Source organism: Posidoniimonas corsicana (assembly GCF_007859765.1).
GTDB lineage: Bacteria > Planctomycetota > Planctomycetia > Pirellulales > Lacipirellulaceae > Posidoniimonas > Posidoniimonas corsicana.
Window position 1 is genome coordinate 692,109 of sequence record NZ_SIHJ01000002.1, and the last position, 21,967, is coordinate 714,075.

20 protein-coding genes are annotated in these 21,967 nt (G+C 65.8%); 11 read left to right on the forward strand and 9 right to left on the reverse strand.

The features are described from left to right. Nucleotides 1-108: 108 nt before the first annotated feature. Together KOR34_RS18775 and KOR34_RS18780 are read left to right on the forward strand one after the other, a co-directional pair. Complete coding sequence (locus tag KOR34_RS18775) at nucleotides 109-552, forward strand: hypothetical protein (protein ID WP_146567029.1); 444 nt, start codon at nucleotides 109-111, stop codon at nucleotides 550-552. A gap of 18 nt (nucleotides 553-570) precedes the next feature. After that, nucleotides 571-1,293, forward strand: a complete 723-nt coding sequence (locus tag KOR34_RS18780; protein ID WP_146567031.1) for a prolipoprotein diacylglyceryl transferase — start codon at nucleotides 571-573, stop codon at nucleotides 1,291-1,293. Here KOR34_RS18780 and KOR34_RS18785 read toward each other — a convergent pair. After that, nucleotides 1,190-2,122, reverse strand: a complete 933-nt coding sequence (locus KOR34_RS18785; RefSeq protein WP_146567033.1) for a DMT family transporter — start codon at nucleotides 2,120-2,122, stop codon at nucleotides 1,190-1,192. The two genes, KOR34_RS18780 and KOR34_RS18785, sit on opposite strands and share 104 nt — an antisense overlap. Nucleotides 2,123-2,295: 173 nt before the next feature. Beyond that, nucleotides 2,296-3,375, reverse strand: coding sequence for a Holliday junction branch migration DNA helicase RuvB (gene ruvB / locus KOR34_RS18790; protein ID WP_390620791.1), 1,080 nt, complete (start codon nucleotides 3,373-3,375; stop codon nucleotides 2,296-2,298). 139 nt (nucleotides 3,376-3,514) lie between these two features. Between ruvB and KOR34_RS18795 the strand changes: the two genes are divergently transcribed. From KOR34_RS18795 to KOR34_RS18805, 3 genes are all read left to right on the forward strand, one after another. Continuing rightward, entirely contained in the window at nucleotides 3,515-5,086 is a 1,572-nt protein-coding gene (locus tag KOR34_RS18795) for a PrsW family glutamic-type intramembrane protease (RefSeq protein ID WP_146567037.1), read from the forward strand. A 901-nt stretch (nucleotides 5,087-5,987) separates the two neighbouring features. Further along, on the forward strand, nucleotides 5,988-7,112 hold the full coding sequence (locus KOR34_RS18800; RefSeq protein WP_228714696.1) for a hypothetical protein: 1,125 nt from the start codon (nucleotides 5,988-5,990) through the stop codon (nucleotides 7,110-7,112). Between the two features lie 87 nt (nucleotides 7,113-7,199). Then, nucleotides 7,200-7,700, forward strand: coding sequence for a DUF1569 domain-containing protein (locus tag KOR34_RS18805; RefSeq protein WP_146567039.1), 501 nt, complete (start codon nucleotides 7,200-7,202; stop codon nucleotides 7,698-7,700). Here KOR34_RS18805 and KOR34_RS18810 read toward each other — a convergent pair. Then, nucleotides 7,668-8,492, reverse strand: a complete 825-nt coding sequence (locus KOR34_RS18810) for an alpha/beta hydrolase (protein ID WP_197531579.1) — start codon at nucleotides 8,490-8,492, stop codon at nucleotides 7,668-7,670. The two genes, KOR34_RS18805 and KOR34_RS18810, sit on opposite strands and share 33 nt — an antisense overlap. Before the next feature lie 271 nt (nucleotides 8,493-8,763). On the opposite strand from KOR34_RS18810, the gene KOR34_RS26840 reads away from it, so the two are divergent. Further along, the gene (locus tag KOR34_RS26840) at nucleotides 8,764-9,171 is read left to right on the forward strand and encodes a BlaI/MecI/CopY family transcriptional regulator (RefSeq protein WP_197531580.1); all 408 of its coding nucleotides are present in this window, start codon (nucleotides 8,764-8,766) and stop codon (nucleotides 9,169-9,171) included. After that, nucleotides 9,168-12,641 (forward strand): M56 family metallopeptidase, encoded by a 3,474-nt coding sequence (locus tag KOR34_RS18820; RefSeq protein ID WP_146567045.1) that lies wholly within the window; start codon nucleotides 9,168-9,170, stop codon nucleotides 12,639-12,641. Before KOR34_RS26840 ends, KOR34_RS18820 begins: the two co-directional genes overlap by 4 nt. A gap of 225 nt (nucleotides 12,642-12,866) precedes the next feature. Here the strand turns inward: KOR34_RS18820 and KOR34_RS18825 are convergent, their stop codons facing one another. After that, complete coding sequence (locus KOR34_RS18825; RefSeq protein WP_146567046.1) at nucleotides 12,867-13,553, reverse strand: hypothetical protein; 687 nt, start codon at nucleotides 13,551-13,553, stop codon at nucleotides 12,867-12,869. A 133-nt stretch (nucleotides 13,554-13,686) separates the two neighbouring features. Beyond that, on the reverse strand, nucleotides 13,687-14,235 hold the full coding sequence (locus KOR34_RS18830; protein WP_146567048.1) for a DUF456 domain-containing protein: 549 nt from the start codon (nucleotides 14,233-14,235) through the stop codon (nucleotides 13,687-13,689). 304 nt (nucleotides 14,236-14,539) lie between these two features. Here KOR34_RS18830 and ettA point away from each other — a divergent pair, with 304 nt between their 5' ends. From ettA to KOR34_RS18845, 3 genes are all read left to right on the forward strand, one after another. After that, complete coding sequence (gene ettA / locus KOR34_RS18835; protein WP_146567050.1) at nucleotides 14,540-16,216, forward strand: energy-dependent translational throttle protein EttA; 1,677 nt, start codon at nucleotides 14,540-14,542, stop codon at nucleotides 16,214-16,216. A gap of 74 nt (nucleotides 16,217-16,290) precedes the next feature. Then, complete coding sequence (locus KOR34_RS18840; protein WP_146567052.1) at nucleotides 16,291-16,554, forward strand: RNA polymerase subunit sigma; 264 nt, start codon at nucleotides 16,291-16,293, stop codon at nucleotides 16,552-16,554. Between the two features lie 343 nt (nucleotides 16,555-16,897). Then, nucleotides 16,898-18,469 (forward strand): hypothetical protein, encoded by a 1,572-nt coding sequence (locus KOR34_RS18845; RefSeq protein WP_146567054.1) that lies wholly within the window; start codon nucleotides 16,898-16,900, stop codon nucleotides 18,467-18,469. Nucleotides 18,470-18,522: 53 nt separating this feature from the next. Here the strand turns inward: KOR34_RS18845 and KOR34_RS18850 are convergent, their stop codons facing one another. The 4 genes from KOR34_RS18850 to proC form a co-directional block, all read right to left on the reverse strand. After that, entirely contained in the window at nucleotides 18,523-19,086 is a 564-nt protein-coding gene (locus KOR34_RS18850) for an elongation factor P (RefSeq protein WP_146567055.1), read from the reverse strand. 229 nt (nucleotides 19,087-19,315) lie between these two features. Next, entirely contained in the window at nucleotides 19,316-20,092 is a 777-nt protein-coding gene (locus KOR34_RS18855; RefSeq protein ID WP_146567057.1) for a hypothetical protein, read from the reverse strand. 81 nt (nucleotides 20,093-20,173) lie between these two features. After that, entirely contained in the window at nucleotides 20,174-20,407 is a 234-nt protein-coding gene (locus KOR34_RS18860; RefSeq protein ID WP_146567059.1) for a hypothetical protein, read from the reverse strand. A gap of 51 nt (nucleotides 20,408-20,458) precedes the next feature. Beyond that, complete coding sequence (gene proC, locus KOR34_RS18865) at nucleotides 20,459-21,286, reverse strand: pyrroline-5-carboxylate reductase (RefSeq protein ID WP_146567061.1); 828 nt, start codon at nucleotides 21,284-21,286, stop codon at nucleotides 20,459-20,461. 171 nt (nucleotides 21,287-21,457) lie between these two features. On the opposite strand from proC, the gene KOR34_RS18870 reads away from it, so the two are divergent. Continuing rightward, nucleotides 21,458-21,961, forward strand: a complete 504-nt coding sequence (locus KOR34_RS18870; protein WP_146567062.1) for a hypothetical protein — start codon at nucleotides 21,458-21,460, stop codon at nucleotides 21,959-21,961. Nucleotides 21,962-21,967 lie beyond the last annotated feature (6 nt).

Below are 21,967 nucleotides of genomic sequence, written 5' to 3' on the forward strand. Positions count from 1 at the left end.
GAAGCCACCGAACACCCCCCCCCGCCAGGAGTGGACCGCGTTGGAGTTCGCGACCGCTGGGGGGGGCTGAAGCGGCGTGACAGAGCTCAAGCCACGGGAGCAACGAGATTGAGACCTCGCGAGTTCTCCCCAGGCTTCCGCATCTCAGCGACAGATGGGCTTGTGCTCATCCTTGGGTTGCTTGGTGTGTTGGCGGCGCCAGCGATCTTTTCGATGCACGAGCCCGTGGAAGAGTTGGTGCTGGCCATCGGCATGCCGCTACTCGCGTTCTTCTTGTTCTGCAATGTGTTTCGTGTTAGTCGCCCACTAGAACTCATGTGGGCTGTGGTGTTTGTCGCCTTCTGCACTGCTGCATTTAGGTACCGAGCTGTCAGCCTATTGACCGTCGCCAATGCCTCTCTCGCGTGCATGACGATTGTCATAGCAATTGAAATGCTTCGACCTTCGTACCATGGCGTGGGCTGGAAGTTCATCAACCCGCGACTCCCAACGTGGTGGCAGGAACACGCCTCCTCCAATTCCGTTGAATCCGACTCCCGCGATCCGCACTAGCAAGCTGCAACGTGGTCCATGCTCGCAGCGTTCGATCCCATCTACGCCCTGATCATGCTCGCGGCGGTCGTCGCGTGCGGCGCGTTGCTGCGGCGGTCGCAGTCGGCGCTGCCGCTCTCGCGGGAGGAGCGGCTGGCGATCGGCGTGGGCGCGTTCTGCGGCGCGATGATCACCGCCAAGCTCCCCTTCGTGCTGAGCGACCCCGCTGGCCTGGCCAGCGGCATGGCCTGGTTCGCTGACGGCAAGACCATCCTGTTCGGGCTGATCGGCGGCTACATGGGGGTCGAGGCGGCCAAGTGGGCGTTCGGTATCCGGGTCAAGACCGGCGACTCGTTCGCCGCGCCGGTGGCGTTGGCCGTGGCGATCGGCCGATTGGCGTGCTTCCGCGCGGGCTGCTGCTTCGGCGTGCCCACCGACCTGCCCTGGGGCGTGGTGTTCCCGGCGCAGGGCCCCGAGCCGCGTCATCCCACGCAGCTCTACGAGGCGGCGTTCCATTTCGCCTGCTTCCTAGCGTTGGTCGCGATGCGCCGCCGTGGCATGTTCCCCGGCCAGTTGGTGAAGCTCTACATCCTGACCTACCTGGCGTACCGCTTCGCGACCGAGTTCATCCGCCCGGAGGCCCGCCTGTGGCTGGGACTCACCGGCTACCAGTGGGCGTGCCTGCCGCTGGCGGCGCTGTTCCTGTGGCTGTGGCGTCGGGATGCGCGACGGCCCGCGACGACGGCCGCCGCACCACAATAACGCCCGCAATCACAATCAGCACGCTCGCCGGGTAGAACGACCAGGCGGGCGCCTCTTCGGGCAGCAGCAGGTAGCCCAGCGCGCCGGCGATCACGAACTGCATCATGCTGGCCAGCCCCACCACCTGGCCGCGGAAGTGCCGCATCGCGTTGTTCAACAGCGAGTGCCCCAGCACGGTTGGGATCAGCCCCAGCGCGAGCACCCACGGCCACTCGCGCCGCCAGTCGACCGACGTGTCCTCCGACAGCAGCGGCGTCAGCGCGAACGCCAGCGCCGCGGCCGTGTAGTACAGCGGAACCAGGTACAGCCAGACGGTTGGGTGGTGCCGGTACCGGCGGCCGAGCGTCAGGTACAACGCCAGAAGCAGCATCGACCCCATGCAGACCAAGTCGCCCTTGAAGTGCTCCCAGCTCGCGTTGAAGTCCGCCACGAACAGTATGGCGAGCCCCGCGCCGGCGATCACCGTGGCGAGCAGCTCCCGCCGGGTCGGGTACTCGCCGGTCAGCCGGATCAGCATCAGCGGCATCACGATCGGCGTGAGGTTCACCAGCAGCGTCGAGTTTACCACCGACGTCATCCGCACGCCGATGATCCACGTGATGAAGTGCAGGGCCAGCATCACACCGGGGATGGCCGCGTCGCGGAAGTGCCGCGGCGTCACCTCGGCCCGCCACCGCAGCCAGTCCCGCGCGAACAGCGGCGTCAGCGCCACCGCGGCCACCAACAGCCGCAGCCCCGACAGCAGCACCGGGTCAACGTCGCTCTTCTTGATCCAGATCACCGCCGTCGCGCAAGCCGCGACGCCGAACATCAGCAGGAACGATTGCACAGGCGGTCAGGATCTCAATCGGTTTAGCAAATGAAACGTGTTGCGACTCCTTCACCCGGCAGCCGAGGGCCTACGGCCGTCGGAGGCCCCAGGGTTCGCCGTCCTGTACTCCACGCCCGATCCCCGGGTTCTCCGACGGATGTAATCCGTCGGCTACCTAGCCGGAGCGGCGGCTACTCAAACAGCGGCAGCTCCTCGCTGCTGCGGCCGGCCGGCGCCTCGGGCGGGGTTTCGCCCAGGTGCTCGTAGCCGCGGTTGGTAATCTTGCGGCCGCGGGAGGTCCGCACCACCAGGCCCTCGCGCAGCAGGAACGGCTCGACCTCGTCGGTCAGCGTGTCCGGCGCGGTGTTGAGCGTGTGGGCGATGGCGTCCACGCCGGCGGGGCCGCCGTTGAACACCCGCAGGATGGTCTCCAAGTAGCTGCGGTCCTGCCGGTCGAGGCCGAGCGAGTCGACGCCCGACATCGCCAACGCCTTCTCCGCCACCTCCAGCGTCACCTCGCCGTCGGCGCGGCTGGTGGCGAAGTCCCGTACCCACCGCAGCCGGTTGTTCACGACCCGCGGCGTGCCGCGGCTGCAGCCGGCGATCTTCCGCGCGGCGGCCTCCTCGACCGGGCACTTGAGGATCGCCGCGTTGCGGAGCACGATCGTGGTCAGCTCTTCGTCGGTGTAGAACTCCAGGTGCTCGCGGATCTGGAACCGGTCCCGCAGCGGCGCCGACAGCAGCCCGGTCCGCGTGGTGGCGCCGATCATCGTGAACGGACGCAGGTTCATGTTCACGGTGCGGGCGTTGACCCCCTCGCCCAGCGTGATGTCGATGCGGAAGTCCTCCATCGCCGGGTACATGAACTCCTCCACCGCTTTGGGCAGCCGGTGGATCTCGTCGATGAACAGCACACTCCCCTCCTGCGCGTTGGTCAGGTAGGGCAGCAGGTCTTTGGGAGCGGCGAGTGCCGCGCCGCTGGCGATCTGCAGCTCCACGCCCAGGTCCCGCGGGATGCAGGTTGCGAACGTGGTCTTGCCCAGACCGGGCGGGCCGTCCAGCAGGATGTGACCCAGCGGCTCGCCGCGCATCATCGCCGCGTCCACCGCGACACGGATCCGCTCGTAGACGGACCGCTGCCCGATCATCTCCTTCATGTGCTTCGGGCGCAGCGCGGGATCCTCCTCGCGCGACTCCAGCATGTTGGCAGGCGCGGGCGGGGGGGTCGGCTGGGATTGGTCTTCGCTGCTGAGAATCCGTTCGCGTGGCATGCGGGCGTCCCTGAAGGTAGAATCGGCGGGCGGTTTCATCGTAACAGAATTCCAGCGGGTCCAGAATCGCAGGCAGGCGGGCGGCCGCGAGCGGTGGTTTTGTCTTGCTTCGGCTCGCCGTCCCACCTGATCGCCCCCTATGCCCTGGCCCGACAATCTCGCCCGCCGCTCCCACGACCCGGGCTTCCTGTGGCGTGTCGCGATCGGCATCGTGGCCGCCGGTTTCGTCGTTAGCCTGCTGGTCCGGTGGCTGCCTGGGGAACGGGCCGGCGACCCCATGGTCCGTGCCCTCCTGCAGGCGAGCAGCTCCCCGCAGGACCCCTGGGCCGCCGTGCGGCAGATGCTAGCGGAGCCCAATCTCAGCTACTACGACATCCTGCACTCTGCCTGGATGATCGGCGCCGTGTACGACCCGCCCCCGCCCGCCGACCTATTCGACACGGCCGCGGGCGCCTGGGGGCAGGAGGCCGCTGATGTCGGCAACGAGCTCGCCCTCAGCATCGCCGACAAAGAACCCACTCCCGATCTCCGCCGGATAGCGGCCGTGCGTCCACCCGTCCCGTACGCTAACTACGCCCTCGCCCTCAGCCTCCCCGAAGCGACCGACCCCCAGGAGGCGTATGACGCGCTGCGAGTGGAGGGCGGCCTGCCGAACGCCGAGCCGGCCCGCCAGATGCTGGTGGACGAGCTCATCGCCAATGACCGCTGGGACGAGCTGACCGAACTCGCCGGCTCGCCCGACTACCGATCGCTGATCCCGTACTACGCGATCGCAAGCCGGGCCGCCGAGCGGGGCGACTGGCTCACCGTGCTCAGGCTCAGCCCGCACACCCTGGTCCACCGCCTTGAGACCGGCCCCGCCGTGCTGGCCGGCTTCACCGGGCTGTGCTGGCTGGCGTTCCTGCTCCACGCGGGGCGGTTCCGCGAGGGGGGCGTGTCGTGGCTGCTGTGCATTGTGGCGGTGGCGCTCGGCGCCTGCAGCATCCCGCTGACCCACTTCTTCATCTACTACCAGGAGTACGGCTGGGGCCTGGAGGCGAGCAACGAGTTGCTGCCCGGGCTCAAGTACTACATCCTGGGCGTGGGCCTCCGCGAGGAACTCGCCAAGCTCATCCTGATGCTGCCGGTCATCCCGGTGCTGGTGTACAAGCGGTCGGAACTGCAGGCGTTGTTCGTGTGCGCGTGCGTGGGCCTGGGCTTCGCGATTGTCGAGAATATCGGCTACTTCGGCGGCGACCTGGGCACAAGCAGCATCGGCCGGCTCACCACCGCCAACTTCATGCACATGTCGCTCACCGGGCTGGTCGGCCTGTCGGTTTGCCGCGCGTGCTGGCACCCCAAGTCGCTCGGCCCCGAGGCGGTCGCCGTGTTCTGCGTGGCGGCCATCCTGCACGGCCTGTACGACGCGTTCATCGCCCTGCCGGCGTTGTCGACCGACTGGGACATCATCGGGTCGTTCATCTTCCTGGCGATGGTGTTCCAGTTCTTCCGCGAGTTCCGCGGCGCCAACCACAACCAGACCTACCGGCTGAGCGTGTCGTTCACGTTCACCGTCGGCGTGGCGCTGGTCACCTCGGCCACGTACGTGTACCTGTCCAGCCAGGTCGGCCAGATGATGGCGCTGCGGCTGCTGACCATGGACCTGGTTGGCAGCGCGGTGATGGTCTACCTGTTCCTCCGCGAGGCGCCCGAGTCGCTGATCGACGCCTAGCGGGGCGTCCTAGCGGCGCAGCAGAGGCTGGTCTCGGGAGAATCGCCGTCGTAGGCCGGAACAACCCTCAGCGCCGTTCCGGCAGGCGAAAGAGCGGAGGTCTGAACCACGAAGGACGCAAAGAGCACAAAGGGAGTCGGTCTACCTTCCTTTGTGCCCTTCGTGTCCTTTGTGGTGATCTGAACGTGCCCATCTTTTCCGGCAGGTTCGAGCGAGTCTCGCTTGCCGGCCAGCACTTCGCACCCAGGTGAGCGTTTCTTGTAGAAAACAGGCCACTCCCCATGGTCTAATGCTGGTTCGGCGACATGCCTACGTAGGCGGCGCGTTCTTTGCAGCGCGAGCCGCGAGTTGGCGTTGCGCAGTTATGTAGAGCGGCAGGTCAGGCTGTGCCTGACGGCCGTCGTGGCGGTTGGAAACTCGTCGGGCGCAGCCCAATCTACGGATCTCGCATCGCGGGGGTTAACGGTTTTGTCCTCTTGGCGACAAAAACGGACAAAACCCCCGCAGCCACCTTCCGCCTCATACACAGGAAACACTGCTATAGAAGCGTTGACAGTGGTTTGAGGGGGAAATTGTGTCCCGAATTTTGTCCCCTCCGCGTGTGTTTTTGGACAAAACAAATCGGACTCTTGGAAACCCACCAACCGTGGGGATGCGATTTTTCTACGGGCGGGCTGCGGCCGCTCGCCTGGCGACTCCGCGGTCGCCCTGCTGCACGCGCTGGCAGCAGGGGCTTCGATGTCCTGGCCGATCGGCAAGCGCGGAGCACCAATGTTCCAATGTTTCAATGTTCCAACAATAGACGCCGCAGTCAGACCAGAAGAGGTATCCTAGCCAGCGGGACACTAGTCGTCGGCCACGAGACCTATCCACCAACAACCACGTCCACCGGCATCAGAACGTGAACCGACTCCTGCTCATCACCGCTTCCGCCAGCATGATGGCCGGGGGACACTGTTCCGCATGCCTCTGGGATAGCGACACGCTCGCGATGGAGCGGCAACGGTTCCCGGGCGCCCACGAGCTCATCGCGGGCTACTTCGTCCGCCACTCAGACGCCTATTACAAGTGGCGGATCGCTGACCGGAGCGCAATCCCAGCCGACCATCGCCGCCCGATCGACTACGACGACATCGCCGTGGCCTACGACAAGCTCGGGCAGCACGACAAGGCGATCGACGCCATCCGTGAGAAGATCCAGCGGTGGCCGGACGAGCACCGCTACGAGTCAGAAGCCAACCTGGGCACTTTCCTCATCCACGCGGGCCAGCTTGAGGAAGGCCTGACGCACATCAGCAACGCAATCGACATCAACCCCGAAGCCCACTTCGGGCGAGAGGTCTACCAGAAGCTGCTGGTCGAATACGTGATCGAGTCGCGTCGTCAAGACACGCAACTCCCGTTAGACAAAGATCACGCCGTCGCCGATGCAGGCTTCTACGCCTTCGTCCTTGCTGTGCGTGAATCAAGCAAGAGACCCTCTGCTACACTCGCTCAAGACGCAGCAAAGGGCGTGATGGGGATGATGCGTTTCGGCCAGGAAGGTTCGCCGATACTGCTCGAAGCGCTAGGGGACCTCTTGCTTGCAGACCACGACGACAATGACTCGAAGCACCTGGCTGCACGCGCATACCTAAGGGCGTCGTACGAGGTCCACGATCCAGACGCATCAATCGCCTACAGGGAGAAAGCCCAACAGGCATTGGAGATGCAACTCGGCACGGACTTCTCCGAGGTCGAATCCGAACTGAAACGCGAGATTGAGCAGGGGAAGGACCTGCAGCGTCAGACTGCGTCTGATGAAGCGGCGTGGATCTCGCTTGGAAAAGACCTCGACGCCCAGTTTGCCGAGAAGTACTCCGGCACGCCGTCGTTCAAGGTAAGTCGATTTGATTGGAGTCCCATACATCCTGTGACGAAGTTGATGATCGCGGGTTTAGGCGTCCTGGTGGCATTGGTGGGCCTGATCGCTTTGGCTGTCCGGTACACTGCCCGACGAATCACGTTGCGCCGTCGCTTGACTTGAGAAGCCGCTAGGCGTCGCCTGGACTGACCGCCAGGGCCTGTCTATTCTTGACTGCCCGCCGACCGCCCCCTCCGGAGCCGCCAACCGATGCGTCGCGACTTGAACTTCGAACGCCTGGGCGATGCGGTCGGGGAGGCGCGGTCACTGCTGGAGAGCGGCTACACCCAGGCGGGCAACTGGACGCTTGGGCAGGTCTGCCGGCATATGCGGCTGACGATCGAGAGCAACATGCAGGGCTACCCCGGATGGATGTCGGTCCTTGGCTACCCGCTTCGCCCGCTGCTCCGGCGGTTCGCGCTGCCCATGTTGCTGGCGGGCAATTCGCCGCAGGGGATCCGCACGGCGGGGATGTTCGTTCCGCCGGCCAACCTTGACGACGCTCAGGAGGTAGACCGTTTTCAAGAGTGCGTGGCGGCGTTCCTCGCCTCCGATCACCCGATGCACCCGCACCCCGGGTTCGGTGCCATGACCAACGAGGGGTTCCACCGGTTCCACGCCGCACACGCCGCCCATCATCTCGGTTTCCTCCACCCGAGCGACGCCGAACGGGGCGGCCTAGGCGCCGACCTCGTCCAGAAACGCGGCTAGCTCCTGCCAGTACGCGCGGGGCAGCGGCTCGTTGTGGCCCATGCCTTCGAAGGTGAGGAAACGCTTCTGATCGGTCGGCGCGGCCTCGAACAGCTGCCGGCCCTGCTCGAAGGCGACCACCCGGTCCTCGGTTCCGTGGCAGCTGAACAGCGGGCCGGGGTAATTCTGGATCCGGTCGACCGACGGGTAGCGGTTCCGCATCAAGAGCCGCACCGGCAGCCAGGGGAACGCGTCGGCGGCCGGGTCGGTCAGCCGGGCGAACGCGCACTGCGCGACTACCGCGCCCGCGCCCTGCCGCTCGGCCATCGCCACCGCGACGCCGGCGCCGATGGAGCGGCCGATCAGCACCTGCCGGCCGACCGGCGAGCCGGTCCGATCGGCGAGCCAGGCGGAGGCCGCCAGCCCGTCCTCGATGACACGCGGCTCGATCGGCTTGCCGCCGCTCTTGCCGTAGCCGCGGTAGTCGAACACCAGCACGTCCGCCTGCAGGTGGTTGGCGATCACCGGCATCAGGTCGCCGATGTCGGCCACGTGCACACCGTTGCCGTGCAGGTACAGGACGGTCCGGTGGGGACTGGGGTGGGCGAAGAACCAGCCGTGCAGCGGCGTGCCGTCGGCCGATGCAAAGTGCGCGTCCTCAAACTCCAGGTGCGGCGGCGCCCAGTCCCCCTCGTGCGCCCCCGGCGCGGGGTAGACCAGCCAGCGTTCGATGAAGGTCATAGTGAGCAGGATCAGCAAGTAGTACAGGGCCAGCCGCCGGGCGAGGCCCGCCCAGAATCGTCGTCGTGGCATTCTAATGGGCATCAGGCGTACCGGCGACGGGGAACGGGGAGGGAAGAATCAAACCACAACGGCACGAAGATACCAGGTCACGGACAGGGGAGTCGCGACTGGGATACTCACTCCCAACCCACGGCTGCCGCCGCGGGTTGTAGGCTCCTTCGTACAGATCGCGGCCACGCATTCCCGTTTGGATCTTCCCAGCAGTTTTTTTCTTGACACACGCTATTCTAATTCTTTAGAATTCGCAGCAGACAACCGCAACCCCGCCAACGGCCGCGCTATGCCCCGACCACGCTCCCCCCACCCGACCGACGGCGAGCTGGAGATCCTCCGCGTGCTGTGGGACCAAGGCCCCAGCCCGCTGGGCGCCATCTGCGACGCGCTCCGCACTCAGCGCGACGTCGCGACCACCACCGTGGCGACCATGCTGAAGGTGATGCTCGACAAGAAGCTGGTGAAGCGGGCCAGCGAGGGCCGCGGCTACATCTGGTCGGCCGCGGTCACGCGGGAGTCGACCGCCAACTCGCTGGTCGGCAAGCTGGTCGACGGCCTGTTCGACGGCTCGGCCGAGCGGCTGGTGGCCCACCTGGTCGAGAGCAAGCAGCTCGACCAGTCGGAGCTGGCGGAGCTGAAAAGGTTGGTGTCCGGCCCTCAACCAGGGCCCAAGAAGCGGGGTAAGCAGTCATGATCTACGATCCCCTGTGGCGCTTGGCTGGCTGGACCATGATCCACTTCCTGTGGATCGGAGGCGGCGTAGCGCTCGCCACGCTGCTCGCCCGAGCGGTCCTGCGGAGCGCCAGCCCTCAGGCCCGTTACGGCGTTTCGCTCTTGGCGTTCACGCTGCTGGCAGCGGCGCCGGCCGCGATCGCCGCCTACCTGTGGCAACACCAACCAGCGCCGGCGATGCCGGTAATGTCTGCGGCCGCTCCGCCGATCGCGTCGCCGCTGAGCGGCGCACCAGCGGCCGAACCGACAGCGACAATCGACCTGGCGGTCACTCCGCTGCAGGTAGAGAGTCCACCTCCATTGGAAAACTCCAGCGTCGATTGGGCGCCGCCGACCGCCAACGAGGTCACACTCATTCTTCCTGCGCCGACGGCTAGCGAGCAGCTTACCGTGTGGCTCGATCTAGCCGCGGAGTGGCTGCCGTGGCTGTGGCTGGCCGGCGCACCGCTTACGTTCCTGCTGCTGGCGACCGGGCTGATCGGCGTCGAGCGGCTGCGCCGCGGCGCCCAGCCGGTGACCACTGGGCCGCTGCACGAGGCGCTGTTGTCCGCGGCCAACAAGCTGCGGCTCGGCGGCCGCGTGGCGCTGGCCCTGAGTGATCGCGTCGCGCAGCCGGTGCTGATAGGCGTGCTGCGGCCGCTGGTGCTGCTGCCCGCGTCCGCAGCCACCGGCTGGACCTCCGATCAGCTCGAGATGGTGCTGCTGCACGAGCTGGCCCACGCGCGGCGGTGGGACAACCTGGTGAACCTGCTGCAGCGGCTCGTCGAGTCGTTGCTGTTCTTCCACCCGGCCGTGTGGCTGGTGAGCCGCTGGCTGCGGGCGGACCGCGAGCAGTGCTGCGACGCGTTGGTGGTCCGGCTGACGGAGGACCCTCGCTCTTACGCCGAGCTGCTGGTGACCGTGGCGGAGCAGAGTTCGGCCGGTCGGCCCGCGCTGGCCGCCCCGGGACTGGTGGCTACCGGGATGGCGTCTCACCCCTTAACGCGGCGGGTCCGCCGCATCCTGCAACTAGAGGAGGAACCGATGCTCGTGTCGAAGAGGCTGCTGTTGGCGCTGCTGGTCGTCGGCCTGGGCCTGACGGGCGCGTGTGGGTACACGTTCTCGCAGGGGCCGGAGGCGGCAGAGCCACTACAGGAAGCAGAGCCACCCAAGAAAAGGGATGAGCGGTCCAGCGGTGCGACCGAGGTGATAGAGCACACGGGTACGAACGGGCGCCCTGGCGTTGGATTCGAAATCGGAACGTCCAAGCCGGTTAAGGCCGAAAACCAACCACCGCGCAACCCGCATTTTTTGTCGCTAGAGGACCAGCGGGTGGCGGACCTGGCGTACAAGATGCTCGACATCGAGGTCACACCCTTGAGTGACGAACAAGTCGCGGCCATCAAGGAGCGAGGGTTTGACGGCGGCGTGTTCGTTTCCAAGGGAACCTATGCGGGCCCGGGCGCCCTACCAGAAGACAGATCGCGTTTGCTGATCCACCACGGCGACATCTTAGTCGGATTACACGCCTGGCCAACCGTCGGATTCGACGGCCTTGCCGAGATCCTCCGCCGCGATGACCTTGCCGAGTTCAACCCGCTGAAGTTCTACGTGCTGCGGCCGTCGCTCGAGGAACCAGAAGAACCCTTCGCAGGACGCGGGGGCCGCGGCGAGTTCGGCGGGGGCCGTGGCGGTCGCGGCGGATTTGGCGGCGAGATGGGAGGCCGCGGGTTCGGTGGCGGGGAGATGGGTGGCCGCGGGTTTGGAGAGGGAGGATTTGGCGGCGGCTACGGGGGCGAGTTCGGCGGCAGTGCCGAGTCCGCGGCGCCGAAAGTGACGTTGAAGCTGGTGACGGGCCGTATCGCGTTCGCCAACGATGCCTGGCAGGCAGAGCAGGACCGGCTGAAGAAGCTCAAGCCGGCGACCAGCGGCGCCCGCGATCAGCCCTACGTTGATCCCTTCGAGCCAATGCCAACCACCCGGCCGCAACCGACCTCGAACCCGACAGGCAACTACCAACCCTATGCCCTCCCTGAGCCGGGTGCGACACAGCGTCGCCCGCCGGTGCCCAGTAGCAGTCCGCCCGCCGGTGGACTCTATCAAGCCCCTCGCTCGGGTCCGTCGGATCAGCCCACGTACGGAATCGACCCCGGTCCGTCGCCCTCTCCGCAGCCACGCAGCGCGCCGAAGTTGCTCGACACCCCCGCACCGTCGCCCGGGTTGCCAATGGGAGAGGAGATCCTCGACAGCCCCATCCCCGCCGCCGCGGAGGCGCCGGTAACCGGCCGCCCGCCGCTGGGCAAGCTCACCTACAACGGCCGCAGCTTCGAAGATTGGAACACCCAGTGGCGGACTGAGCTGAGCGAGGAGAAGCGGATCGAAGCGATCGAGGCTTTCGCCGCGTTCGGCAACGCCGGCCATGGCGAAGAGGCGACCCTTGCCATTTTGGACACGGTCCCGGTAACGCCGCTGACTTCAGAGATGCGGAAGGCCTACGAGTCTGCGTTTTCCGGCGTCCGGGGCATTCCGTACGAAACTTGGTTCCCGCTGGTCGCGAAGCAATGTGTCAACGCGCCCAACGACTACGGCGTGTTCGCCGGCCACCTGCTCCGCAATGTGTACCCCTCATCACCGGACAAGCTGGGCGATCTCCACAAGCTCTTCGCCGTGCCGAACCCCGACCTGCGGAACGGCATCCTCCAGGCGATTTTCCACGCGGACCCAACGCTTGCTGAACCTAACATCGCGGTTACCTTCAGCCAAGCGCTGCAATCCGATGATGCGTCGGTGGTCACCTCTGCCCTTGCCACGATCCGCGAATCAGCTCAACACGACGCCCTCGCAGTATCCAGCTACGCGGCGCCAGTCTATGAGCTGCTGCTGCACGAGTCGTCGTACGTCAGGCGATTGGCGCGCCTGATCGTCGCCGAGTTCCCCAAGCAGAAGGCCACCGACGACCTTGCCGGCAGGATAGTCAAGGTGCTACCCCGCCCCGAGCAGGGCGGGTTCTTCGGGGGTCCAAACTCGCTGAAAGCAGACGAGTCGCCCGAGGCGGCGCGACAGGTTCAGCTTGCCCTCGTACGAACCCTCGCTTGCCTGAGCCCCTCTGTCCTCGGAGTGGCAGAGGCACAACTCCTCGAGCTGCTAGACTCCGATGATGAGCAGCTTTCCTGGGCTGCCGCAGTAGCATTTGACAAGCTAGACAACGAACGGATTGATGGGTCCAGTCGCGGGGCGTATGCCCGCATCCTCGATCGGCAAGTGGAAACACTCTTTCCCGGGATTGGCGACGTTGACACCAAGGTGCTGAGCGCCAATCAAAACCGAATCGAGAATAGGTTGGGGGAGTTAGTTCGGACTGAAATGCAGACCTACGGGGTCGGTGGCGGCGGCTTTCAAAACGCATTGTGGATCGATTGGTACAATCGCGCGCCTGAGCCCGAGAGTGAGTAGGCCGGAACAAGCGCCAGCGCTGTTCCGGCGATTGCGGCTCGGCGTTGCCGGAACAGCGCTGGCGCTTGTTCCGGCCTACATCAATTGCTGCCTCTCCTCTGGTGCTGGGCAGAGGAGTGAACCACAAACGACACTATGAGCACGAAAAACCCCATCGTGTCCTTCGTGCTCTTCGTGGTGAAACCTTATCGCCACACGATCCGGAAACAGCAGGCATGAGCGTGGCTACGCGCCGTGCACCAGGCGGTGCAGGTGCTCCAGCACATGACGGATCGCCTGGGCGGACTTGCCGGGCGTGCGGCGCCAGAAGTCGGCGCTGAACCAGAGCGGCATGCGGGAACGCTCGGGGACCGCGGCCGCGCGGCTCTGGTCGACGTGCGTTGCGTAGCGTTTCAGCCGGTCGGCAAACGGCTGGCTGGGGCGGCGTTCCGCCTGGCGGGCCACCGCCCAGTCAACCTGGTACTTGACCGCCACACGGTCGAGCGCGTCCCACAGCCGCAGCCGGCGGAGCTCGCGGGCGTAGTGCTTGGCGAACGTGCTTGGCAGCGGGTGGTCGGCCAGCTCGGCCAGCCGTTTGGTCGAGCTGGGGGTGCAGCACCGGCCGAGCAGCCAGACCGCCAGCGGGCTAGCGGGCCGCTGCACGCCGCGGAGGTCGAGCCAACGCCGCAGCCCGGTGCGGGGCTGGTCCTGCAGGATCGCGTGGAAAAACCCGCGCAGGTGGAGCAGCAGCGGCGTGGCCGACGCGCCGGCGTCAGAGCGTTTCTGCAGCGCGGCGTCGACCTCGTCGAGCAGCTCCATCACTCCGAAGTCCTGGGGACGCATCTTGCCCCACTCGGTCTTGATCGGCTTGCCGTACGCCAGGCGGAAGTTGTGGCGCCGGTTGTACGCGATGGGATCTGGGTCGCGCTTCATTGCTGCGCTCGCGCTGGGTAGGTAGCCGACGGATTACATCCGTCGGACGGCGCCGGTGACAAGCTCTCCACCGGGATCTCCGACAAATGTAATCTGTCCGCTACCGGTGCTATCCCCATTCTACCCGGTGCGGTCAGGCGAAGAATAGATCGACCACCAGCACCACCAGCATGGCGGCCCCCACAATCAGCTTGCCGGCCGTGCCCCACAGGCGGCCCCAGAAGGCGCCCTGCCCCGCCGGCAGGCCGGGGGCGCCCGCACCGCGGGCCCACTTCTCCCCCAGGTAGGCGCCGACAAACGCCCCCGCCGCGCTGCCGAACAGGGCAGCGACCATGCTGCCGATCACCGGCACCGGCACGCCCACCACCACCCCGGCCACGCCGCCGACCATCGCGCCGACGCACGCCAGTGCGACCGAGCGTTTGCTGGCGCCCTGCTTGGCGGCGCCCATCGCGCTGGCGGCGAATTCGATCAGCTCGCCCACGCCCGCCAGCACGGCCAGGAGCACCACCCCCTTCATCCCCACGCCAAGCCCTTCCGGGCCGGTCACCGTGTAGGCGAAGAGCGCCGCCCCGCCGACCACGATCCAATTGCCCGGCAACCCGAAGAAATTCGCGAACCAGCTGACGCCGGAAACGCTCACCAGGAGCAGCGACCACAGGTAGTATTGCCAAAGGGGCATGGGAGGCGGTGGTTAGTGGGTAGTGGCTGGTGGCTGAACGACGCGGGGTTGGGTCGTTCAGTATGGCGGGGCTTGGGGGAATGACCAATGACCGGGCCGAAATGACCAGTGTCGACAGGGCAAAGCTCACCTAGAGGGCTGCCGCAAAGCCGCCGACAGCCGATGGCCGACCGCCTATCGGGACCTTTCAGCTTGGTTAGCGAGATTCCCCCCGCCCGCGGCCTTTGCCTGCCGGCCGGGATCCTTACAATGACGGGTTCGCCCGCACGACCCCACCCTTGGCAAACCGAGTCGATCCCCCGCTATGCCGCCCAATCAGAAGTACATCTACCAGATCTCCGGCCTCACGAAGAAGCACGGCCAGCGCGAGGTCCTCAAGGACATCGACCTGGCGTTCTACCCCGGCGCCAAGATCGGCGTGCTGGGCCGCAACGGCGCCGGCAAGTCGACCCTGCTGCGGATCATGGCCGGCCTGGACAAGGAGTTCGACGGCAAGGCGACCCTGACCGAGGGCTTCACGGTCGGCATGCTGGAGCAGGAGCCGCGCCTGAACCCGGACAAGGACGTGAAGGGCAACGTCGAGGAGGCCGTCGCGCACAAGCGCGAGGTGCTGGCCGAGTACGAGAAGATCGGCGAGCTCTACGCCGAGCCCGACGCCGACTACGACAAACTCGGCGCCCGGCAGGCGCAGCTGGACGACGAGATCAACGCCGGCAACCTGTGGGAGCTGGACCGGCAGATCGAGATCGCGATGGACGCGATCAACCTACCGCCCGGCGACGCCGACATCACCAAGCTGTCGGGCGGCGAGAAGCGCCGGGTGGCGCTCTGCAAGATCCTGCTCGAGCAGCCCGACCTGCTGCTCCTGGACGAGCCGACCAACCACCTGGACGCCGAGAGCATCCTGTGGCTGGAGCACCACCTGGCCCAGTACAACGGCACCATCGTGGCCATCACCCACGACCGGTACTTCCTCGACAACGTGGCGCAGTGGATCCTGGAGATCGAGTACGGCCGCTGCCTGCCGTTCGAGGGGAACTACTCCGCCTGGCTCGACAAGAAGGCCAAGCTGCTCGAGACCCAAGAGAAGCAGAAGTCCGCCCGCCAGAAGACGCTGGCCAAGGAGCTGGAGTGGATCCGCACCAACCCCAAGGGGCGGCAGACCAAGAACAAGGCCCGCATCAAGAACTACGAGGAGATGGCGGCCAAGGAGTACGAGGAGCGGCTGGAGGAGCTGGAGATCCAGATCCCGCCCGGCCCGCGGCTGGGCGACCAGGTGATCGACGCGGTCAACCTGACCAAGTGCTTCGGCGACCGCGTGATCTTCGAGAACGTGAACTTCCGCCTGCCGCCGGGCGGCATCGTGGGGATCATCGGCCCCAACGGCGCCGGCAAGACCACGCTGCTCAAGATGCTGATGGGGCAGGAGGAGCCGACCTCCGGCGAGCTGATCTTCGGCCCCACGGTCGAGCTGGGCTACGTCGACCAGTCGCGCGACACGCTCGACCCCGAGGCGACCGTCTGGGAAGAGATCTCCGGCGGCATGGACCTGATCGAGATGGGCAAGCGGCAGGTCAACAGCCGCGCGTACGTGTCGCGGTTCAACTTCCAGAAGGCCGACCAGCAGAAGAAGGTCGGCGTGCTGTCGGGCGGTGAGCGGAACCGGGTGCAGCTGGCCAAGCTGCTCCGCGGCGGCTCGAACGTGCTGATGCTCGACGAACCCACGAACGACCTCGACGTCGACACGCTCCGCTCGCTGGAAGAGGCCGTGGCCACTTTCGTCGGCTGCGCGATCGTGGTGAGCCACGACCGCTGGTTCCTCGACCGCCTGGCGACCCACATCCTCGCCTTCGAGGGCGATGGCTACGTGCACTGGTGCGAGGGCAACTTCTACGCCTACGAGCAGCAGAAGGCCGAACGCCTGGGCATCAACCCCGACGAGCCGAAGCGGTTCAAGTACAAGAAGCTGCAGCACGGCTAGCGCCCGCTGCTGGCTCTCGGCTGTTGGCGATTGGCCAACGACTCGTTACTCAATCCAATTTCTAGAGGCAAAGAATGAGCGTTATCCGCGTCGGTTCGACCGAAAAGTTCGCCGACAACTGGGACAAGATCTTCAGCGGCGGCACGAAGAAGACCGCCAATAAGAAAACGGCCAAGAAGGCCGCTAAGAAGGCGGCGACTGCCAAGTCGACGAAGAAGAAGGCTGCCAAGAAGACGGCGACCAAGAAGGTCACAAAGAAGACGACCTCGGCCAAGTCGGCCAAGAAAAAGGCCGTGAAGACATCGCCCGCTAAGAAGAAAACGGCGAAGAAGAAGTAGTTTGGCTATTAGCTGTTGGCAGCAAGCCTACGATCCGTAGCCGCCGGCGGAAGCCGGCGGTTTTTTTGTGCGCGGATTGGCGACCGCTGCGCACGGGTGCAATAATGGCGAGATTGTGCCGCATGACCGTGTTGCCTACGAATCCATGTCATCAGCCCGGTCCCACCTAAGCGGGTTCTTCTCTCTGCCCAAGCACTGGCTTTCGCGGATCGTGCCGCTGGTAGTCTTGCTAGCGATGGTCCTAATCGTCGTTCCGGGCGTGCGCTGTCATGACTATGGCTATGGTTTCAGTCCGCCGCCGCTCCTGGAGACTCAGCCCGCGGTTCTGCTCGGCGCCTCGGCTGTGTCCCTGCCCCCTCTGTCACCAGAGGACTCCCAGCTTCCTAAGTCCGTTGTAGAGTACGAGCACGGCTGGCCCCTACCCTACGCCCGGCGGGCGATTGGGTACGGCGGGGACAACTGGCGAGAGCACGACGACTCGAACGCGCCGCTGCTGCTCTACCCGGGCGGGTTGTTCGCCTCGTGGTCGATCCCGGATGCATGGCCGGTGCGAGGTGACGAGGTTGAGTTGTCTGTGGCGGCGTTGCTTCTCGACCTGGCGGTCGCCACCGCGATTGTACTCGGCGCCAAGCAGCTGACGGAGGTCTGCGTGCGTCGGTGGCGGCGGTTCCGACTTGCGGACCTACTCGTCGTGACGGCGCTCGTTGGCCTGACGCTCGGGTGGCGACAGTGGAACATCCAGCTCTACCAACGTGAGGACCAGGTCCTGCTAGAGGTCAAAGCGGGCGGCTACTTTCCCGGCCCGCGCGGTCACGACAGCATGACGTGGCTCACTCGACTGATCGGCACGCCCGAGACGCCGCTGTGGCGTAACCACATTAACCGCTTGTCGCTGAATAACTCAAGGCTGGACCTCAACTCGTGGCCTCTGTTGAGCGACCTACCATTCTTGCGCACGCTTCGGCTGCACGCACTGCCAACGCAAAGCAACCTCGATGGGCTACGATCGCTGGAGCACCTCCGAGACGTCACGCTGCTGCCGCCACAACCATATGCACCCGCCGCGCATGAAGAGATAGACCTGCGGGAGCTGTCGCGGCTTCCCTGCCTGGAGCATCTGATCATCGCGAGTCCTCACGTGCTGATCGAAGACCTCGAAGCTTTGCTCTCATCGCCGCGGCTCAAGACAGTGCGTGTCAGCATCCTGACCAACACAGAGGAGGTCGCCGCATTCCGCCGCCGCTTCCGTCCCCGTTTTGAGCTGCTGCTCGGCCTACCGAAAGCCGAGCAGCTGTGGCAGCACGACTACAGCCAACCACAGTGGATCATCGCAGCCCGCGTGGCCCGCTGGCAGGGCCGCGGAGCGATCGATGCGTTCGGGTCAGGCGAGCTAGACTTCCTTGACCTAGCGGACGTTGTGCTGACCGACGAGAGGATTGACCGGCTCTCGGCAGCTCATGACTTTGTCGACGCCGTAAGGCTTGGCACCGTGACCGCCGGCCCGAAGAAACTAGAACGGTTTATTCAGGGGTTCCGGTGGTTGGACGACCTCGACCTCGGCGAATACCAGGTCACGAACCGCACCTTAGCGACGCTGCACAACCTTCCCAAGCTTGATTTTCTCTCGATGCGGCAGGGCGATCTGGGGCCCGCCAATATCCGCTCGCTGGCCACGCTGCCAAGCCTTACGGGCGTTGAGATCTACCACTCAACGCTCGAGTCAGCTGAAGTGGCCGAGATTGAGCAGGCGTGGGAATCGCAGAGAGATATCTACCTGGAAGTGTTTCGCGGCGGCCACCAGTCAAACCGAGTGTCAGGCTTGTACACAAGCGGTTCCGATGAGTTCGGTAGTGACCCGTTCGGAGGCGGGGACGACCCTTTTGTCGGCCAAGACGACAGCAATCCCTTCGAATGACCTGATGCCTTTGGTTAATTGCTTCGCAACTGAATGAGTTTGGTTTGCGAGGATTAAGCGCGACCCAGAAACTCCCCGGTGCGTGTGTCGACCTTCACCACCTCGCCCTCCTTCAGGTACTCCGGCCCCTGGATCTGCAGGCCGGTTTCAAGGTTCAGCGGCTTGGTGCGGCCGGTGGCCGAGTTGCCTTTGACGCCCGGGTCGCACTGGGTGATGGTCAGCTCGACGGTGGCCGGGATGTTGATGCCGACGCACTCGTCGTTGTAGATCAGCGCCAGCACGCCGTCCTGGCCCTCCTTCATGTACTGCAGCTCGTTCGAGGCGTCCTCGAGCGCCAGCGCGTACTGCTCGTAGTTCTCGGTGTCCATCAGGTGCAGGGCCTCGGCGTCCTGGTACATGACGCTGACCTCGCGCTTCTTGAAGTCGGCGTCGTCCAGGCCCTCGGTGCCCTTGAGCGTGATGTCGACCTTGGTCTTAGTCACCAGGTTGCGGGCGCGGAACTTGTAGAGCGTGGCGCCGCCCCGGGCCGAGGGGGACTGCACCTGCACGCTCTCGATCAGGCAGGGGGATTCGTTGTGCACGACAATCGTGCCGGGCTTAATCTCTTTGGCCAGCATGTCTAGAAGGGGGATGGTGGAGGGGGGATTGGAGAATTGCAACTAGCTTTGCAGCCGCTGCTTGGTTGTTCTGATCGAAGCCACGGAAATGCTCAGCAGCTGATCGACCTCGTCGAGCAGAGCCGCACACATCTTGATCACGCGGAGTGCAAGTTGTTTTGTTCTTTCCCGCAGGTCTTGGCGGGCCTGCGAACCGGATCCCCCTTCCGCCATCCGCCTTCCCCCGTCGTTAGAGCAAAACCTCGCCTGTAGCGGGGTCGATCGGCACGCCGCCAGTAAGGGCCGCGAGGGCCTCGACCACGCCGATCAGCGTGGCGGGGTTAAGGGCTTCCAGGGCGATCTCGTCGGGCTCGCCCATGTCGAACGTGGCGGTCTCGTCCATCCGCTCGAAGTGCATGATGTCGAGTCTGGCGTCGGACCGCAGCAGCTCGGCCAACACGGAGCTGTCGAGCTGCTTCTGGAGCTGCTTGGCGAGCTCGGCGCTCTGCGCCATGACCGCTTCGCCCTCCTCGTAGGTAACCTCCAGCGCGGCGTTGTCCTCGGGCGCCTGGATCAGCACGGACTGGAAGTGGCCGTCGTCGTTGGCGGTCAGGTTCTCCATGACCAGCCGACCGCCGGCGCCTCCGATGGCGGCTTCGACCTGGGTGAGCGTGGGGCGTTCGCTCTTCTGGAACAGGACGTAGTAGGTCTCGCGCCAGGCGAGCTGATCGTCGGTCGGGGTAGGCTCGGCCGGGGCGACGCTGGCGCCGAGCAGCGCGGCGAGCGTCTCCGCCAGCGGGTCGGCGCCGCCCGATGCCGGGCCCGACTCGTCCGCAGGCTCTTCTTCGCTGTCCTCGTCATCGGCCGATGACTTCAGGCCGAGCGCCTCGTCGGACCACTCGTCGCCGTAGTCCTCGGACTCGTCGTCGTCGAAGTTGACCTCCGAGAAGCCGTCCTCTTCGCCGTAGCCCTCATCGTCGGAATAGGGGTCGTCGCCGAAGTCGTCTTCGTCGTAGTCGCTTGGCATGATTCGTCCGGGCCCCCTGCTGAAGGCGGCGGAAGGTTAATTGTTGCGTTTAGACTGGGATTGCTGGCTGGCGAGTCGGGCTCACCAGTCCTCGTCTTCGGACATGCCCATGCCGCCCTGCCAGGCCTCGAGCCGTTTGAGCACCTCGCCCTGCTCGGTGGGGTTGGCCCAGATGGTCTCGTCGTGCTCGAGGCGGACCTCGTAGCAGCCCTCGCGGATGCAGTCCTCCTCGCCGCAGAAGTGGGGCGTCGCCGCCACCCACATGATGCGGTAGAGCGGGATGTTCTTGTCGTCGATGCGGCACAAGATGGACATGGGGAACCTCGGCTGGGGGACCGCCTGGGTTGTGTGGTCGGGTGGGTTTCCTTAGCTGGATTCGCCCAGCTCGCGGGAGCGGCTCTCGGCGGCCGACACGGCCTCGGCGAGCGCGTGGCGGAAGCCGTTGGCCTCGAGCGCCGCCAGGCCGGCGGCCGTGGTGCCCCCGGGGCTGGTGACCTCGTCCCGCAGCACGGCCGGGTGCTTGCCGGTAGACAGCACCATCTCCGCGGCGCCGGCCACGGTGCGAGCGGCGAGCTGGGAAGCGACCGCACGGGGCAGCCCGACCCGGACCGCCGCGTCGGTCAGCGCCTCGATGGCAGTATACACGTACGCGGGTCCCGACCCGGAGAGCCCGGTCACCGCATCCAGCTGGTACTCGGGCACGGCGTAGCCTTCACCCACCGCCGAGACGAGCAGCTCCACCAGCTTGGCGTCGTCCTTGGTGGCGTGCTCGCCGAGGCTGAACGCGGCGGCACCCTTGCCGATCAGGCAGGGCGTGTTGGGCATCACGCGGACCACGCGCGTGCCGCGTTTGAACGGCTTGGCGAGCTGCTCGAGCGTCACCCCGGCCGCGATCGAGACCACAAGCGTCTGCGGCCTGACAGAGCCGCGGATATCCGCCAGCGCGGCGGCCATGACCTGTGGCTTCACCCCCAGGATCAGCAGGTCCGCCTGCTCAGCGACTTCGCTGTTGGAGGTGGTCGTCCGGATGCCGGGGATCCGTTGGCGGAGCTGCGCAAGGGTGTCCTCGGTGCGGGCGCTGGCCAGCAGCTGCTCCTCACTCGCCACGCCGGACCTTACAGCCCCCTCCGCCAGGGCGGTGGCCATCTTGCCGGCGCCAACGATTCCAATTGTTCCTGAGATGATTCCTGACACGCAAACCCTTACTACCAAAGCTTTTTATGCTAATCCGGCCATTCTACGCTACTAGCCCGCATTCGCACAATCGCGGGCTCCTCGGGCGCGAGGCCAACTGCCATAGACCCGGCCGGTGGGTTCTGGCAAACTCCGCCGCGCATTTTCGCATTGCAGGGAGAACCCCCGACCATGTGTCACCCAAGCATTACGGCGGCCAGCCGGGCCGCGTTCGTATTATCCATCGCCCTGATGGGTGCGCCCGAAGCGTCCGCTCAGGAAGCGGCGCCGCCACAGACGGCCGCGCCAACGGCCGGCCTGCCCACCGCCACCGAAGCCGAACAGGAGTCTGGCGGCTGGCTGATGTCGTCCCCGCTGGTGGATGTCGGCTGGCCCAAGATCTCGATGCCCAAGGTCAACTGGAAGCCGTTCGGCGGGGCCGAGGCCGACGGGCCCCCGAAGCCGGGCCCGCTGACGCGCATGACCCAGGCCACGCAGGGCGCGTTCCAGCGCGGCCGCACCGCCTGGAACAACACGATCGACAAGATGAAGGTCGGACCGTTCCGCTCCAGCAAGCCCGCAGAAGCCGGCGAAGAACCGAGCTTCTTCGCCAAGATGTTCGGCGGCGGCGAGGAGCCCCAACGCGCCGAGACGGTCGCCGAGTTTATCGGCCAGGACCGCCCGACAATGCGATAACCGATC

Coding starts and splice junctions, on each gene's coding strand:
- KOR34_RS18780 (WP_146567031.1), top strand. CDS start 571: ATGCTCGCAGCGTTCGATCCCATCTACGCCCTGATCATGCTCGCGGCG.
- ruvB (WP_390620791.1), bottom strand. CDS start 3,375: ATGCCACGCGAACGGATTCTCAGCAGCGAAGACCAATCCCAGCCGACC.
- KOR34_RS18795 (WP_146567037.1), top strand. CDS start 3,515: ATGCCCTGGCCCGACAATCTCGCCCGCCGCTCCCACGACCCGGGCTTC.
- KOR34_RS18805 (WP_146567039.1), top strand. CDS start 7,200: ATGCGTCGCGACTTGAACTTCGAACGCCTGGGCGATGCGGTCGGGGAG.
- KOR34_RS18810 (WP_197531579.1), bottom strand. CDS start 8,492: ATGCCACGACGACGATTCTGGGCGGGCCTCGCCCGGCGGCTGGCCCTG.
- KOR34_RS26840 (WP_197531580.1), top strand. CDS start 8,764: ATGCCCCGACCACGCTCCCCCCACCCGACCGACGGCGAGCTGGAGATC.
- KOR34_RS18820 (WP_146567045.1), top strand. CDS start 9,168: ATGATCTACGATCCCCTGTGGCGCTTGGCTGGCTGGACCATGATCCAC.
- KOR34_RS18825 (WP_146567046.1), bottom strand. CDS start 13,553: ATGAAGCGCGACCCAGATCCCATCGCGTACAACCGGCGCCACAACTTC.
- KOR34_RS18830 (WP_146567048.1), bottom strand. CDS start 14,235: ATGCCCCTTTGGCAATACTACCTGTGGTCGCTGCTCCTGGTGAGCGTT.
- ettA (WP_146567050.1), top strand. CDS start 14,540: ATGCCGCCCAATCAGAAGTACATCTACCAGATCTCCGGCCTCACGAAG.
- KOR34_RS18840 (WP_146567052.1), top strand. CDS start 16,291: ATGAGCGTTATCCGCGTCGGTTCGACCGAAAAGTTCGCCGACAACTGG.
- KOR34_RS18850 (WP_146567055.1), bottom strand. CDS start 19,086: ATGCTGGCCAAAGAGATTAAGCCCGGCACGATTGTCGTGCACAACGAA.
- KOR34_RS18855 (WP_146567057.1), bottom strand. CDS start 20,092: ATGCCAAGCGACTACGACGAAGACGACTTCGGCGACGACCCCTATTCC.
- KOR34_RS18860 (WP_146567059.1), bottom strand. CDS start 20,407: ATGTCCATCTTGTGCCGCATCGACGACAAGAACATCCCGCTCTACCGC.
- KOR34_RS18870 (WP_146567062.1), top strand. CDS start 21,458: ATGTGTCACCCAAGCATTACGGCGGCCAGCCGGGCCGCGTTCGTATTA.